The sequence below is a fragment of the Paenibacillus sp. FSL K6-0276 genome, assembly GCF_037977235.1.
GTDB lineage: Bacteria > Bacillota > Bacilli > Paenibacillales > Paenibacillaceae > Paenibacillus_AQ.
The window spans coordinates 2,409,298-2,423,317 of sequence record NZ_CP150276.1; the positions used below are offsets into that span (position 1 = coordinate 2,409,298).

14 protein-coding genes are annotated in these 14,020 nt (G+C 44.5%); 5 read left to right on the forward strand and 9 right to left on the reverse strand.

The window, feature by feature from the left end:
- Positions 1 to 46 precede the first annotated feature (46 nt).
- On the reverse strand, positions 47 to 802 hold the full coding sequence (locus tag MHH52_RS10995; RefSeq protein ID WP_340008568.1) for an MBL fold metallo-hydrolase: 756 nt from the start codon (positions 800 to 802) through the stop codon (positions 47 to 49).
- A 721-nt stretch (positions 803 to 1,523) separates the two neighbouring features.
- On the opposite strand from MHH52_RS10995, the gene MHH52_RS11000 reads away from it, so the two are divergent.
- Positions 1,524 to 2,420: a DegV family protein gene (locus MHH52_RS11000; protein WP_313640381.1), complete on the forward strand. Its 897-nt coding sequence runs from the start codon at positions 1,524 to 1,526 to the stop codon at positions 2,418 to 2,420.
- A gap of 190 nt (positions 2,421 to 2,610) precedes the next feature.
- Here the strand turns inward: MHH52_RS11000 and MHH52_RS11005 are convergent, their stop codons facing one another.
- The 5 genes from MHH52_RS11005 to MHH52_RS11025 all read right to left on the reverse strand — a co-directional run bounded on the left by MHH52_RS11005 (position 2,611) and on the right by MHH52_RS11025 (position 6,405).
- The gene (locus MHH52_RS11005) at positions 2,611 to 3,036 is read right to left on the reverse strand and encodes a threonine/serine exporter family protein (protein ID WP_313641797.1); all 426 of its coding nucleotides are present in this window, start codon (positions 3,034 to 3,036) and stop codon (positions 2,611 to 2,613) included.
- Between the two features lie 28 nt (positions 3,037 to 3,064).
- The gene (locus MHH52_RS11010) at positions 3,065 to 3,823 is read right to left on the reverse strand and encodes a threonine/serine exporter family protein (protein ID WP_313641796.1); all 759 of its coding nucleotides are present in this window, start codon (positions 3,821 to 3,823) and stop codon (positions 3,065 to 3,067) included.
- 157 nt (positions 3,824 to 3,980) lie between these two features.
- On the reverse strand, positions 3,981 to 5,243 hold the full coding sequence (locus tag MHH52_RS11015; protein WP_340008569.1) for a DNA polymerase IV: 1,263 nt from the start codon (positions 5,241 to 5,243) through the stop codon (positions 3,981 to 3,983).
- A 96-nt stretch (positions 5,244 to 5,339) separates the two neighbouring features.
- Positions 5,340 to 5,930, reverse strand: coding sequence for a YitT family protein (locus tag MHH52_RS11020; RefSeq protein WP_340008570.1), 591 nt, complete (start codon positions 5,928 to 5,930; stop codon positions 5,340 to 5,342).
- A gap of 286 nt (positions 5,931 to 6,216) precedes the next feature.
- Complete coding sequence (locus MHH52_RS11025; RefSeq protein ID WP_313639595.1) at positions 6,217 to 6,405, reverse strand: hypothetical protein; 189 nt, start codon at positions 6,403 to 6,405, stop codon at positions 6,217 to 6,219.
- A gap of 267 nt (positions 6,406 to 6,672) precedes the next feature.
- On the opposite strand from MHH52_RS11025, the gene MHH52_RS11030 reads away from it, so the two are divergent.
- Complete coding sequence (locus MHH52_RS11030; RefSeq protein WP_340008572.1) at positions 6,673 to 6,981, forward strand: hypothetical protein; 309 nt, start codon at positions 6,673 to 6,675, stop codon at positions 6,979 to 6,981.
- A gap of 92 nt (positions 6,982 to 7,073) precedes the next feature.
- Here MHH52_RS11030 and MHH52_RS11035 read toward each other — a convergent pair whose 3' ends face one another.
- Both MHH52_RS11035 and MHH52_RS11040 read right to left on the reverse strand, forming a co-directional pair.
- Positions 7,074 to 9,509, reverse strand: coding sequence for a glycosyl transferase (locus MHH52_RS11035; protein ID WP_340008574.1), 2,436 nt, complete (start codon positions 9,507 to 9,509; stop codon positions 7,074 to 7,076).
- A 182-nt stretch (positions 9,510 to 9,691) separates the two neighbouring features.
- Positions 9,692 to 10,747 carry a LacI family DNA-binding transcriptional regulator gene (locus MHH52_RS11040; RefSeq protein WP_340008576.1) on the reverse strand — a complete coding sequence of 352 codons (1,056 nt, stop codon included), beginning with the start codon at positions 10,745 to 10,747 and terminating at the stop codon, positions 9,692 to 9,694.
- Positions 10,748 to 10,979: 232 nt separating this feature from the next.
- Between MHH52_RS11040 and MHH52_RS11045 the strand changes: the two genes are divergently transcribed.
- From MHH52_RS11045 to MHH52_RS11055, 3 genes are all read left to right on the forward strand, one after another.
- Positions 10,980 to 11,999, forward strand: a complete 1,020-nt coding sequence (locus tag MHH52_RS11045; protein ID WP_340008578.1) for an ABC transporter substrate-binding protein — start codon at positions 10,980 to 10,982, stop codon at positions 11,997 to 11,999.
- 114 nt (positions 12,000 to 12,113) lie between these two features.
- Positions 12,114 to 12,416, forward strand: a complete 303-nt coding sequence (locus tag MHH52_RS11050) for a hypothetical protein (protein WP_340008580.1) — start codon at positions 12,114 to 12,116, stop codon at positions 12,414 to 12,416.
- 35 nt (positions 12,417 to 12,451) lie between these two features.
- Positions 12,452 to 13,708 (forward strand): AraC family transcriptional regulator, encoded by a 1,257-nt coding sequence (locus tag MHH52_RS11055; RefSeq protein ID WP_340008582.1) that lies wholly within the window; start codon positions 12,452 to 12,454, stop codon positions 13,706 to 13,708.
- Position 13,709: 1 nt separating this feature from the next.
- Here MHH52_RS11055 and MHH52_RS11060 read toward each other — a convergent pair whose 3' ends face one another.
- Positions 13,710 to 13,901 carry a DUF6199 family natural product biosynthesis protein gene (locus MHH52_RS11060; protein ID WP_340008584.1) on the reverse strand — a complete coding sequence of 64 codons (192 nt, stop codon included), beginning with the start codon at positions 13,899 to 13,901 and terminating at the stop codon, positions 13,710 to 13,712.
- Between the last annotated feature and the right edge of the window lie 119 nt (positions 13,902 to 14,020).

Below are 14,020 nucleotides of genomic sequence, written 5' to 3' on the forward strand. Positions count from 1 at the left end.
AAAAGAAGGTAGAGCCGTATTCGGGGCTCTGCCTTCTTGTATATTTTTATACCTTTACTTCAGCAATTTCAGCAATTCGTTTATTTGCATCCCCGCGATAGAGTCCGCCGTGATAGCAAATGACTCTATCAATCTTATACTCGGAGAACTTGGTCAGAGAGGATAAAGCCTGTTTCATGTCAGGTGTGGCCGAAGGAGTGGGCCCACGCAACTCGCCGTCTTGAACCGTTAGAGCATCCGCAGCAATTAGCGTACGACTATTATGATGGTATAGACTTAGATGCCCCGGGCTATGACCTGGCGTATGGATAATCGTAATTCCACCGGCGAGAGGCAGCTTTTCCCCGTCTGCAAGGATTTGATCTACTCTCCCCTTAGGGGGATTGGATAACACTGATAGGAAAGCGCGGCGCCATTCCTCTGGCACATGAGGCGGGATCATGGCTTCTGCTGCAGCTAAAGCTTCAGGGGTGTGTTTAAGGAGCATTCGCTCCCCTTCAATATAAGGCTTCTCGATTTCATGAGCCAGAACAGTCAGGTCTAGGTTTTCATCTGACAGTAGGGCAGGCAAACTCCCTATATGATCTAAATCTTGATGCGTAATGATTACGGTGTGTAGTTGTTCCCAAGGTACGTTAGCTTCTTTTAGAGCCTCTTTGAATTTTGGGAGCAGGCCGGGAAAGCCAGTGTCGATGAGTACGGCAGAATTCTGATCCCAGAGCAGTGTGGGGTAAATCGTGTCACTTCCGCCCATAACCTGTGCTGTAATCTCTAACATTTCTATTCCATCTGCAATATGCATAATATCCCTCCATGATTGGTAATAAGAGTGATGCCGTTAGGCTAATGCATATAATACTCAAAACACAAATGAATCACAATAGGTAAATATTATATTATAACACAAATAAATATTTTTGTCAATATGTGTTTAGTGTAGTTTGTGTGGGGTTTTTAGATGAGTATTATCGTTAAGATCAGGTTCGTAGATCGTTTGGAAACATCTATTTGGGAGGATTAGCTCTAATGATAGAGGATGGCAGAAAATTATAGGGGGAATTCAGATATGAAACTCGCGGAAGCGTTAGTGAATCGAAGTGATCTTAAATCATAATTTAGCCCTGTACTGTAACAAATGTAAAGTGTACCTATTAATGTAACTACCAAGCGCAAGTTTTTTGCAAGAACGGTGAGGGCGGGGACGGGGATGTTTTTGCTGTGGTTTAGCTTTTTCATAACATGAAGTGGCTCTATTAGGATAGGTATATTCGTCATATATAATGTGAAAAAACGTCGAATAATGTTGAATAAAGTTTAATAAAATTTGAAGAAAGGCCTGTTTTGCCTATATTATCGCTTGTTATCCTGTATAATTTACGAATACGTAGATTACTTAACCGCTGTTCAATTTTAAGTTGATTATTCAGGATGAGCGTGTGATTCACTGGTCGTAAATTTGTGGCCCTTGTCTCCTCATTCATTCTACTATTCCTTTTTATGAGAGAGAGAAGTGACAAGTGACCATGAAATCAATTGCCTGGGTAACCGACAGTACAAGTATCATAGATCCGGAATTCGCTAAGAACAATCATGTGTATATTATTCCGTTACGGATTATTATCAACAACGAATGTTATAAAGAGAATATAGATATTACGATCGATGACTTCTATGAGAAAATGCGTCAGCATGAAAAGGTAGGCAGCTCACAGCCTCCAATCGGTGAGTTTATCGAGCTATACGAACGGTTGAAAGAAGAATACGATGAAATTATCGCGGTACATCTATCGTCCGAGCTTAGTGGCACATACAATGCTTCCATGCAAGCTGCTGATATAGCAGAGGCCACCGTGATTGGAATTGATGCCAAGGTTGGCGCTTATCCGATCCGAGAAATGATCATGCGCGGTATACATTGGCAGAAGAAGGGCCTATCTGGACTAGAAATTAAAGAGAAGATTGAAAATATTATTCAGAATATGTCCTTTTACTTAATTCCTGCAAGCTTGACACAGCTTCATCGCAGTGGACGTGTATCCGGATCACAGGTAGTTCTTAGCCAATTGCTGCGCATAAATTTACTGCTTCGTTTTGACGAAGGTAAAGTCATTGTTGTGGAGAAAATCCGCACGATGAAGAAGACGCAACAGGCACTTTTGGATATATTTAAACAGGACGTAGGGCTTGTTAGCGATGTATGCATCATGCATTCTAATAATCTAGAGATGGCACTTAAGCTGGAAGAAGACATCAAGGCGATGGCGCCTAACTTACGTACAGAGATTATGACTTATATTCCTGCTGTGGCTGTTCATGCGGGTGAAGGTACCGTAGGGCTGTCCTGGATCAAGAACACTAGTATCAATAGTATTCATTCGGACGCTGCGCCTATAGCCTTCCCTGAAGCAGTACATGCATAGAGATGAAATCAAGCATAAACGCCTTCGGCGTCCCTTTAAGGACGGTAAGCTTTTAAGCGAGAAATATAAGAATGATTTATAACGTGGAACATATAAATTCTTATATTTAAACAAAGAAATTGCTCCTTGGGAGATGGATGGGTGACCACCGTTATACCAAGAGGCGATTTCTTTTTTTATAAATATACTGTTATTTGATTGCACGGCGTCGGAACATTTGTCCGATTACTTCACTTAGCACGAGTCCAGCTGCAATGGCGCCAGAGAGCATTAGTGCCCGAACAGCGATTTCTACAGCCAAAGTATAATCCTCTTCCACAAATTTACGCATAGCATCGTAAGCAAGACCACCCGGAACCAGCGGGATAATACCGCCTACACTAAAAATAATAACAGGCATTTTAAAGGTTCGCGCAAAAAATTGGCTAACGATACCCACTATTACAGTAGCTGCAAACGTCGCTACAACAGACCCGAACTCAACATTAAGAATCACATACACCATCCAGCCCACCATTCCGGCAAAACCACACTGCAGTAGTGAGCGCTTAGGCGCATTAAATAGAATACAGAAGGTTGCCGCGGCGATAAAACTGGTTATAAGTTGCAAAATCATGAAGGGCTAACCTCTTTCACATGGAGAATTAAAATAGTGATAGTACAAGCCCGATGCCTGTACCGATCGCAAAAGCAGTTAGAAAGGCATCTGCTCCTTTGGATATACCTGAGACCAGATGACCGGCCATCAGATCACGAACGGCATTAGTAATGAGTAGACCGGGTACTAGAGGCATAACGGAGCCGATGATGATTTTGTCCATTTCTTGGCCTATCCCTAGTTTTACGGAATAGAAGGCTAGAAGTCCGATCAGGAAGGAGGCGGAAAATTCTGCAAAGAATCTAGTCTGTACTAGACGATGCAGATAGATGACCGCAGCGAAGCCCAATCCGGAAATGGGCAATGCAGGGAGAGCATCCCACAAACTACCCTTAAACATAACGGTGAAGCAAGCGCCGGTAAGGGCGGCCGCTAAGATCTGCAGCCATACGGGATAGACATGTGAGGCATCATCGACTTCTCCTAATCGTGTACGGGCTTCCTCAGCTGTAATCTGACGTTCGCTCAGACGCCGAGAAATATCATTGACCTCCGATACTTTCTGCAAATCTGTTGTTCGCTCCGCAATCCTGTATAACTTAACAGGTTCTATTCTATTTGTGGTGAACATAATAACGGTTGGCGTCACATAACTGTGTGCTCCCGGAAACCCGAGAGATCCAGCCATTCGTGTCATTGTATCCTCAACTCTGGATGTTTCTGCACCATTCTGCAGCATGATCTTGCCAGCAAGAAGGCAGAGATCAACGATTTCATAATAGGTAGTGTTGCTCGTGCTATCCAACTTCAACGGTCCTCCTCTGGAATGTTATTATCTATGTTTACATATTTTCGATTGTCGCTTCATCCGTGTGAAAATAACAATCCCAATATAGCATTATAAACGATATGGTGTGTATTTTAATATAGCTTGAAAATAAAAATGTGTAAGGATGCACTGTTTATTTATAGTGTCCGCCGATCTTTCCAGATCTGTCCTTGAGCTGCCCAGCATCTGTGAAAGAAGCAGCCCGCCCAATGATCGTCTCCCCGTATTTATTCTTGAGCGCATCGGTAGCCCTTTCGAGTTCACGATAGCGAGGGCGAGACTCAAATAGCGTTAGTTGGTACTGGCTTTCGTCAGATAGATTGGACAAGCTTAAGTGGATTCTACGCACATGCTGGCCGTCCCAGTGTAGCTTGAAGAGAGAAAGAGCTGCCTCATATACCAGTAGAGTGGCATTCGTAGGATCGCTCATTGTAGTCTGTCTTGAGAAGCCTGTTGGGTCATCAAAGCTGGCACCTTGGCAGCCGACAGATACAACTGCACCATGCACTTTCAGTTTGCGGCAACGTCTACATACAAGCTCAGACAGCTCAAGAATGATGGTCTTAATATCTTGTAGCTTATAGTAATCCCTTGGCAGCGTCATTTGGTGCCCGACACTCTTGGGTGCGACTTCATAGGTGCTTGGGCTCACGGGGCTGTCATCGATACCATTGGCTATCCGCCAATATAGCTCGGCATCGATATCACACTTTTTGTGGAATTTCTCTCGCATGCGCCATTTCAGCTCGCTTAGCGGCATCTGTGCCAAATGGCTAATTGTCGTGATGCCCATACTTTGGAAGTGGGCGGACATACGACGGCCTACCATGAACAGCTCGCTAATGGGGAGGGGCCAGAGTACATCCGAAAGTTCCTCCTTAGTGAGGGTGAATATACCATCATTGTTCTTCTTGGCCCACAGGTCACAGGCCATTTTGGCGGTAACCTTGGAATATCCAATGCCGATGCGCGCACGCACACCTGTGTTTCTACGAATTAGATCCTGAATGGCGGTAGCGATCTCCCTTGGACTGCCAAATAAGCTGAGGCTACCGCTGACATCTATAAATTGCTCATCGATTGAATAGGGTTCTACCTGATCACTAAATTTGCGTAGAATGTCTGTGATTTGAGAGGAGACATCGATATATTGCTGCATATGCGGTCTGACTACGATGACTTCGGGGCATTTTGCCAGCGCTTCCTTCAACGTTTCGGCGGTAGTAATGCCAAAAGATTTGGCTATAGGGCAGGCAGCCAGCACAATACCACTCCGTCTAGCCGGGTCTCCAGCGACGATAAGCGGCTGGTTGCTGTACTGCGGATTAGAGGCTTTCTCCACGGAGGCATAGAAGCTTTGGCAATCAGATAGCATAATGACACGCTCTTTAATCATAGGTTCACACGCTCCAGGTGAGGTAGAGATATGTTGGATTCTTTCTCCTTATTATAATACGAACATATGATCGTGTATATTCATATTTATTTCCATTTATTTCGTCTTGAGTGTGCACAGACCCGTAGCCACACCCCCAGAGACAATCGTGAGGATGGAGTGGAAGAAGGTTTCTTTGGAAATCAGGAGTCCTCCAGCGCCGATAATCATAAAGTCGGTCAAAAAAATGATGAGTCCAAGGTTCAGCGGGACATACCTTTTAATAAATTGAGCAAGCAGATCGGTTCCACCCGTACTTGCTTTAAACCGCAGCATAATCCCAAGACCCGTTCCCATCAAAAAACCGCCAATAATCGCGCTAGAAATGGAGCCGAACTCGAAATAATACAGAAAGTAGTATTGCATGGGACCGAGAAGCTCAATCAGAAATGAGGAGGTCAACAGACCGAGTACACTGTTGTAAAAGATATCGCGTTCCTTTAACCAAGCGAGTAGGAAGATAGGGAAGCTGCAGAGAATTACAGCTACGCCAATTTTAGCGTCAAACAAATAATTGATAATGAGGGCTATTCCTATTATTCCCCCATCCAGGATTTTATATGGTACGAGAAAAAAATTAGTTCCCGCAGCAACGAGTAAGCTTCCTAAAAGAATGATAAGGTATCTTAATGGCCGCATATTTAACATCTCCACATTAAAGGCATGTCTATAAATATGCTTGTCACTTCCAGAAAATTGCAGTGTAATAAAAAAACTATTAGTAGTCAGGATTAAAGAGTCTTATGTTACATAACGAGTGAGGGATTGGCGAGTACATATAAAATGCACACATTTCAATCCGTTAAGGTCAAAGCTGTTCCATATTACTTGTTGGGAGATCGTGGTAGTGGTAAAATGAAGGTGTGGATTCCTGAAGATAGAGCTTAAACCAAAGAATAAGGTATGTACTTTGGAAAAAGCGAGCGAATAGCATTCAGCTTAAAGGGACAGCTGTTACTTTACAGTCTGTCCCTTTTTTATTGTGAAAAAGGAGCTTTGACGCTCGTTGCCCTCTACGTCTTAATCCAGCCATTTCTATCCATTCGTACACCTTCATTCCATCCACGCCGTTCACCAAACCAGGGAAAGCCTGCAAAAGTACAGCTTCTTTATCAGATATCATCTTTATAAAGTCCAAAAACTGCAAATGTGCAGGTATTTCCATGCTTCAGGGTTGAATGTTACTTCTGGAGCAAGAATAACTGTAGATTTGCAGGAATTAGTGCTTTAGCGACCCTACTATCCTAGAAAAATGTACTTTTACAGCTTTTTTAGAATATCGAGTATTTGACCACGAGGTTTAGGATAGCTGGGATTTGCTCTTCATTGTATGCTATATTTGATCGGGAAATGTAGTTGTTATTTTACAGAAAATATTGGAGGCATCACAATGAGTAAACGTTATCGAATTACAAGAGCCATTCAGCAAGATGGAAGTTCAGCGCAAACCATATCTTTGGAAGAGTGTAAGCAATATTTCGCGTCCAAACCTGATTTCTCCTATACATCAGTTTTTACGGTGGCGGGTGCCACTAGCATGTCCATTGATGGAGATTTCTTTATGTGGAGCTATGGTGACACTAAGATCCCATTTAGGCATTATCAAGGCGATATTTACGTATCTGGCAATAATGAAGCTGTGATCCCGAGAATGCTTGAGGTTGCGAGTGATTTAAAAGCAGATATTGTGGAAGGGTAAAAAAATATGACCCCTCGAAGAAGTCAGGAGTCATCTACCGTCAATTTTAGATCCGATCAATCGTTCAAACGAACGGTTGATCGGATTTTTTATTAGCCCAGCTCTACAACCACTTGATGAACAGCGCCGTCTCCAACAGGAGCAATGATGTTACCTTCTACAGCTACGCCATCCAAGGTAAGACTAGCTACACTTTTGGATACATGGTTCGGGTTCTTGATCTGGATCACATAAGTATCTCCACGGAAGACACGTGTGATTTCAAAGCTGTCCCATTCAGTAGGAATACAAGGATCGATCTTCAGACCATTGAAATCCGCTTGGATACCAAGGATCGATTGAGTGATGGCTACATAGTTCCAAGCAGCAGTACCAGTCAACCAGGAGTTTTTAGCTTCCCCGTGACGAACGGCATCTTTACCTGCGATCATTTGGGAGTAAACATAAGGCTCTGTGCGGTGAATTTCGCTGATATCCTCCAGGTAAGCAGGAGCAATTTTAGCGTAAATTTCAAACGCTCTGTCGCCATGTCCAAGTACAGTTTCAGCGATCATGATCCAAGGGTTGTTGTGGCAGAAAATACCGGCATTTTCTTTGTAGCCCGGAGGGTACGTAGAAATTTCACCCAGGTTCAGATAGTACTTGGAGTATGGTGGCTGTTGCAACACGATACCGTAATCGGTATCCAAATGCTCTTGTACCGAAGACAGAGCTTTTTCAGCTTGCCCATTTTCCACACCGATACCGGCCATTACGCAGATACCTTGTGGCTCGATGAAGATTTTACCTTCTTCATTTTCTTTGGAACCGATCTTGTCGCCATAGTGGTCATAAGCGCGCAGGAACCAGTCGCCGTCGAAGCCGTGTGTAAGTGTGATTTCACGCATGTTGTCAATCTTAGCTTCCGCATCTACAGCTACTTCGTCAAGTCCGCGCATCCGGCAGATTTCAGCATAGTCAGGACCAACGAATACGAACAGACCTGCGATAAATACGGATTCAGCTACGCGACCTTCGATGTTGGCAGTCGTTTGGAAAGATTCACCTGGCTCAGTAGAGAAGCAGTTCAAGTTCAAGCAGTCATTCCAGTCTGCGCGACCGATCAGCGGCAAGCCGTGAGGTCCGAGATTATTAGCTACATGCTCGAAGGAGCGTTTCAAGTGCTCGAACAGAGTAGCCGTGTTATCCGGATTGCTGTCAAAAGGAACTTGCTCATCAAGAATCGAAGTATCGCCAGTTTCTTTAATGTAAGCAGCCGTTCCCAGGATCAACCAAAGCGGATCATCGTTAAAGCCGGTGCCGACTTCATTGTTACCTTTTTTGGTGAGTGGTTGGTACTGGTGATAGGCACTACCATCTTCAAATTGTGTAGCGGCGATATCGAGAATACGTTCTTTAGCACGTTCTGGGATTTGGTGAACAAATCCGAGCAAGTCTTGGTTGGAATCGCGGAAGCCCATACCACGGCCAATACCGGATTCAAAGTAGGAAGCAGAACGGGACATGTTGAAGGAAACCATACATTGATATGGATTCCAGATGTTAACCATGCGATCCAGTTTCTCGTCGCCGCTTTGGATTTGATATTTGGACAGCAGGTTATCCCAGTGAGCAGCAAGTGCCGCGAGTGTAGCATCGACTTGAGCGTCTGTAGCAAATTGCTCGATCATAGCTTCTGCTGGTTTTTTGTTGATTACGTTCAAGGATTCCCATTTATCTTCTTCAGGGTTCTCGATGTAGCCGAGTACAAAGATGAAGCTTTGCTCTTCGCCTGGTTCAAGCGTAATGTTCAGTGCATGTGATCCGATAGGGGACCAGCCGCTAGCTACGGAGTTAGTAGGTTCACCTGCAACTACAGCTTGCGGGCTTTCCAGACCGTTGTACATGCCTACGAAAGCTTCACGGTCAGTATCGAAACCAGCGATTTCTTTATTTACGGAGTAGAAAGCGTAGTGATTTCTGCGCTCACGGTATTCTGTTTTGTGATAGATAACGGAACCTTTCACTTCAACCTCACCAGTGCTGAGATTGCGTTGGAAGTTGGTCATATCATCTTGTGCATTCCAGAGACAGAACTCTGCAAAAGAGAACAGTTTCACGGATTTCTTCGCGGAGCCAGTGTTTTTCACTACAAGACGATGTACTTCAGCATTATGACCCATAGGTACAAAAGCAAGCTGGTTCACAGAAATTCCGTTCCGTTCACCAGTAATAGACGTGTAGCCAAGACCGTGACGGCATTCGTAGAAGTCGAGATCACGTTTTACTGGCATCCAGCCTGGGGTCCAGAAATCACCATCGTCATAAAGATAGTAGTAGCGGCCGCCAGTATCCAGTGGGATATTATTATAACGGTAACGGGTCAATCTTCTGAGACGAGCATCTCTATAGAAGGTATAACCACCAGCTGTATTAGAAATAAGTCCGAAAAATTGCTCATTACCAAGATAGTTAATCCAAGGGTAAGGTGTTTTAGGTGTGTTAATTACATACTCTTTACGAGTGTCGTCAAAGGTTCCGAATTTCATGTGAGAAAGTCTCCTTTCGATTGTGAACGCGCGTTTATAAGTTTCAGAAAAAAATTCCCTCGAGGGAAGGGATTTTTCTCAATGCTTTCAAGCAGGCCAACTAGAACAATAGTTTTGATACCGAATCATAGCAGCTTCACGGAAAAATATGTAGATTTCTTCAGCGAAGGACTGATCTTAAGCTATTTCTTCGGCGGTTGACAGGAATCTCTCTCCACTAAACGAGCTGGAAAGCTGATCGTGCTAAAGGTCGGCTGCTGTGAATCACACAGCTCGATTACTTTTTCCACTGCAGCCTTGGACATTTCATAGATCGGCAAGCGTACAGAGGTCAGCTTTGGCTGAATACGAGATGCTAACTGAATGTCATCAAATCCGGCAATGGAGATATCCTCAGGGACAATGATTCCGTGCTCGGAGAACGCTTCCATCGCTGATATAGCCATATCGTCGTTGGAGGAGAAGAAGGCAGTTGGCAAAGGTTCTCCAGAAGCAAGAAGCTTCGTAACCTCTTCGTAAGCAGTCTCCTTCAGAAAATCACCTTTCAGGATAAATTTCTCATTGATAGGCAGGCCATGCTTCTTCAGTGTATCCTCATAGGCAGTATAACGCTCTCGACCAGAGTACGTATTCATTTGCCCACAGATGATGCCGATTTCTTCATGACCCAGAGAGATCAAGTATTCAATCGCTTCTGTGGTGCCCTCGTAATCTTTGGAATTCACAATGGCCAGATGATTGCGGTCAAGATGCTCCGACATAATCTCAGAGATATCGTAATCAATTAATACGAGAGGAGAGTCGAGCCCTACCATTTCTCGTACGATATTAATATCCTTCTGAGTGCCGACAATGATACCGCCGTCAATCCGTTTTTGAAGAAAAGCTTGCTTTACCTTGATAAAATCGTCGGGAGAGTACACCGTATGAATCAGTACATAACATCCGCGGGCATTCGAGGTGTCGACTACGGCATCAACGAATGGCGCAAAGTAATTGTTCTGATAAATTCGGGTGGTATTCTCCTTTTCGTTCATACTGATGGCGAAGAGTCCGATCGTATCGGTCTTCTTACCGGCTAAAGCCCTTGCAAAGCTGTTCGGTTCGTACTGATGTTGCTCAATCACCCGCAGCACTTTGGCCCGGGTCTCTTCAGGGACGTTGGAATAGTTGTTGATCACGCGGGATACCGTGCTTCGGGAAACCCCGGCCAACTTAGCTATATCTTCGCTGCGCATGTTTCCCCTCTTTTCATAAACGCGCGTTTATGAGTTTATTGTAAGCGAAAGCATAGTATAAATCAATCGTAAATAAAAAGAAATTTGTGAAGAAGGGAAGAAACTAGTTAATAGTTTGTATAAGATTTTTGCGGAGAAAGTGCATTGAAAGCTATAAAAGTCATGCTACTATTGTGATAATGATTATTGAGAATGATAATCAATGAAAATATAGCATTGGAGTGAAGGGATAATGGTAAGATGGGGTCGGAAGTTTTTGTGGTCAGCAGTGCTTATTATGGCATTGACCGCGCTGGCGGCATGCGGAACGAATAGCAATACTACGAAAGAGAATGTTGCTAAAACAGAGAATGCAGAGGAATCAACCTCAGCTAGCAGCACGCCGAGCGAAGGAAGTGGAAATGCTTCAGAAGAGGTTGCAACTCGGACGATTACAGGGGAATTCGGAGATGTTGAGATTCCAGTCAACCCTAAACGGGTGGCCGGGATTTACGTTGAAGATTATTTGAAGGCATTGGGAATTACCCCGGTGGTTCAGTGGTATCATCCAAGCTGGGGCAAACAGGATTACTTAAATCTCGATGTGCCAGAATTTGATATCACCGGAAGCTTGGAAGCGTTGTTGGAGAAAGACCCTGACTTGATTATTGCGGACGGAGGCGCGGATGCGGCGAGGTATGAACAATATTCCAAGATAGCACCAACTTATCGTCTCCCTGAGGCGGCACTGCAGGACTCAAGACAAGTGCTTACAGCGATTGCTGATGCGCTCGGTATTCCGGAGAAGGCTGAGGCTGTACTCGCCGAGTATGATCAGAAAGTGGCAGATGGAAAAGCTAAACTGCAACAGGCTCTGGGGCAAGAAAAAGTAGCAGTGATCCGGCTCAACGTAGCGGATAAGACCTTTGCTTTGTTCGGTGTTAAAAACCGTTTTATCGGTGTGATTTATTCTCAATTTGGCCTGACACCCGTGCCTATGGCTGCAGAAATGACCGAATATCAATCTATTATTTCCGAAGAGCTTATTCCTCAGCTCGAAGCGGATCATATCATCGTATTCCCTGACAACGGGGGCTGGGATACTGAAGGGAATCAGGAAGCGATCCAAATCCTTGATGGCCCGTTGTGGAAGAGCCTGCCGGCGGTGAAGAACGGGAATATTTATAGAATGGAACGTTCCCACTGGCAGACTGGTGCCATCACGGCCAATTCAATGAAGCTTGATGACCTGCTGGAAGCTATGGTGAAATAAACGGCAGCCGCCGTAAGGAAAAGCAAAAAGAAGGTCTATCAGCACCCTTGATAGACCTCCTTTTTTGTTTTAAACTGAAGTGAATGAAAATGGTTCTCAATTGGGGGCGGAAGAATGGCAAAAGATTTGCAAGACAGCAATAGAAGAAGGCTATTCTATAGCTTGATTAATATAGAAACCCAATCCCTGTCAGGAAGCGGACAGAGTGAGGTGTTTCAGGATCACACCCTAATCATTGTATCGGAAGGACTGGGGTTTGTTGAGGCCGAGATGAGGCAGTTTCCACTGGAAAAAGGTACTGGGTTCTTGTTCGAACCAGGGCTATTAAGCAAATCAACGCCGAAGAGCGGGGACTTAGCTTTTATCGGCTTACTTTTGAAATTATCGAAACCGGGGAAAACAGGCAGAGTGAAATAGAAAGAAGGACTAAAGAGGACATCCTTCGATCTGGTTTGCTAAGCTGCAGACCCTTTTCACAATGTAAATTACTGCTAGAGGCTATCTATAATAGCCGTAGAAGTACAGATGAGATCGAATGGTTCGCAGGCCATACGCGCTTTCAGGAGCTGCTGCTGTTAATCATGCGTGCAAATTCCTCTGTCGTTCAGATCACGGGTGATCATGAGGCAATCCATCGTTCCATTCACTATATGGAGGAACATTATAATCAAGCTGTAACCGTCGATCAATTGGCTGAAGTTGCAGGCATTACACGTGCACGCTACACACAAACTTTTAAAGAAGTGACAGGGCGGATTCCCTTGGAACATTTGAACGGGCTTCGTATCGAAAGGGCGCAGCAGCAGCTACTGCTAACGAATGACCGTATGCATGATATCGCGTTATCCGTCGGGTATAGTAATGAGTATTATTTTAATCGGCGTTTCAAAAGATCGGTTGGTGTTACTCCCGGTCAATACAGAAGCTTCCATCAGGATGGACTGAGGGTGTTTGCTCCTTTTTTGGAAGATTACCTATTGGCTCTGGATATTACTCCTGTGGCGCAATATTCTCATGCCGAGTGGGGGAAACAAGAGTACCTGGCTCTTCACAATGTTCCTGCGGTAGATATTTCGACTCGTAATTGGCAGGAACTCTCCCGGTACACACCCGAATTGATCTTGCTGGATAATGGCTTTCATCGTTGGCATCTGGAGGAGTGCAGCCGGATCGCTCCGTTGTTCAAGTTGCCTGTTCATCAAGAGGATTGGCGTGCCACATTGTATTCCGCAGCAGCGGTCTTTGGCAGAACGGAACGTGTCCAGGAAGTGATCGGCAATTATGAGCATCAGGCACAGCAAGCCAAGCAGGTGCTTACCCGTTCCGTCCATAGTCAGACCATAGCTTGTTTAAGAATCTCAGTCTACGGAATCACTCTCTATGGATGTGAGCATTTGGGGTATACAGGAAGCGTGCTCCATCATGATTTGGGTTTGCAGCCCCATAACTTGGTTCGGAAGCTGACCCGTGGAAAGAATCGAGTGAACCTGACAAAAGAAGAGCTTGCAAGTCTGACTGCGGATCATTTGTTCATTACCTTTGATCGGCTTGAAGGAGGAGGACGGGAACTGCTGGATACACAACTCTGGCGCAGCTTGCCTGCTGTACGTAACGGCTGCGTATATGAGGTGGATTTCATGGCCTGGATGAATTACGGTGTATTGTCGCATCAGCGTAAAATTGAGGATGTATTAAGAGCGTTAGGATAAGTCAGAAACTAGACCAGATAAAAAAGAGTACAATAAGTGCCACTATACTGCTGACGCGGGTCATTAATAAATAAGCCTCACTCGGCTCAACGTCACCTTTGACCATCCAACCGTATCTCATGTACCATCCGATTCGTGGGAAAAAGATGTTAAGTAGCGCTAACAGAACAAAGAGGAAAATAAAAAAGTCCATGATTTATCACTCCTTTATGTAATGTATACGCGAGACTGTATGGAGGGTGTCCCGATTCTTGTGTGAGTTTCCATATATTTATTTAAGCTTAAGCAATATAGACTGATAAAAAATGAAAT

Bases quoted from the DNA above. Each gene is read 5' to 3' on its own strand.
- MHH52_RS10995 (WP_340008568.1), bottom strand. From the start codon at position 802: ATGCATATTGCAGATGGAATAGAAATGTTAGAGATTACAGCACAGGTT.
- MHH52_RS11000 (WP_313640381.1), top strand. From the start codon at position 1,524: ATGAAATCAATTGCCTGGGTAACCGACAGTACAAGTATCATAGATCCG.
- MHH52_RS11005 (WP_313641797.1), bottom strand. From the start codon at position 3,036: ATGATTTTGCAACTTATAACCAGTTTTATCGCCGCGGCAACCTTCTGT.
- MHH52_RS11015 (WP_340008569.1), bottom strand. From the start codon at position 5,243: ATGATTAAAGAGCGTGTCATTATGCTATCTGATTGCCAAAGCTTCTAT.
- MHH52_RS11020 (WP_340008570.1), bottom strand. From the start codon at position 5,930: ATGTTAAATATGCGGCCATTAAGATACCTTATCATTCTTTTAGGAAGC.
- MHH52_RS11025 (WP_313639595.1), bottom strand. From the start codon at position 6,405: ATGATATCTGATAAAGAAGCTGTACTTTTGCAGGCTTTCCCTGGTTTG.
- MHH52_RS11030 (WP_340008572.1), top strand. From the start codon at position 6,673: ATGAGTAAACGTTATCGAATTACAAGAGCCATTCAGCAAGATGGAAGT.
- MHH52_RS11035 (WP_340008574.1), bottom strand. From the start codon at position 9,509: ATGAAATTCGGAACCTTTGACGACACTCGTAAAGAGTATGTAATTAAC.
- MHH52_RS11040 (WP_340008576.1), bottom strand. From the start codon at position 10,747: ATGCGCAGCGAAGATATAGCTAAGTTGGCCGGGGTTTCCCGAAGCACG.
- MHH52_RS11045 (WP_340008578.1), top strand. From the start codon at position 10,980: ATGGTAAGATGGGGTCGGAAGTTTTTGTGGTCAGCAGTGCTTATTATG.
- MHH52_RS11050 (WP_340008580.1), top strand. From the start codon at position 12,114: ATGGCAAAAGATTTGCAAGACAGCAATAGAAGAAGGCTATTCTATAGC.
- MHH52_RS11060 (WP_340008584.1), bottom strand. From the start codon at position 13,901: ATGGACTTTTTTATTTTCCTCTTTGTTCTGTTAGCGCTACTTAACATC.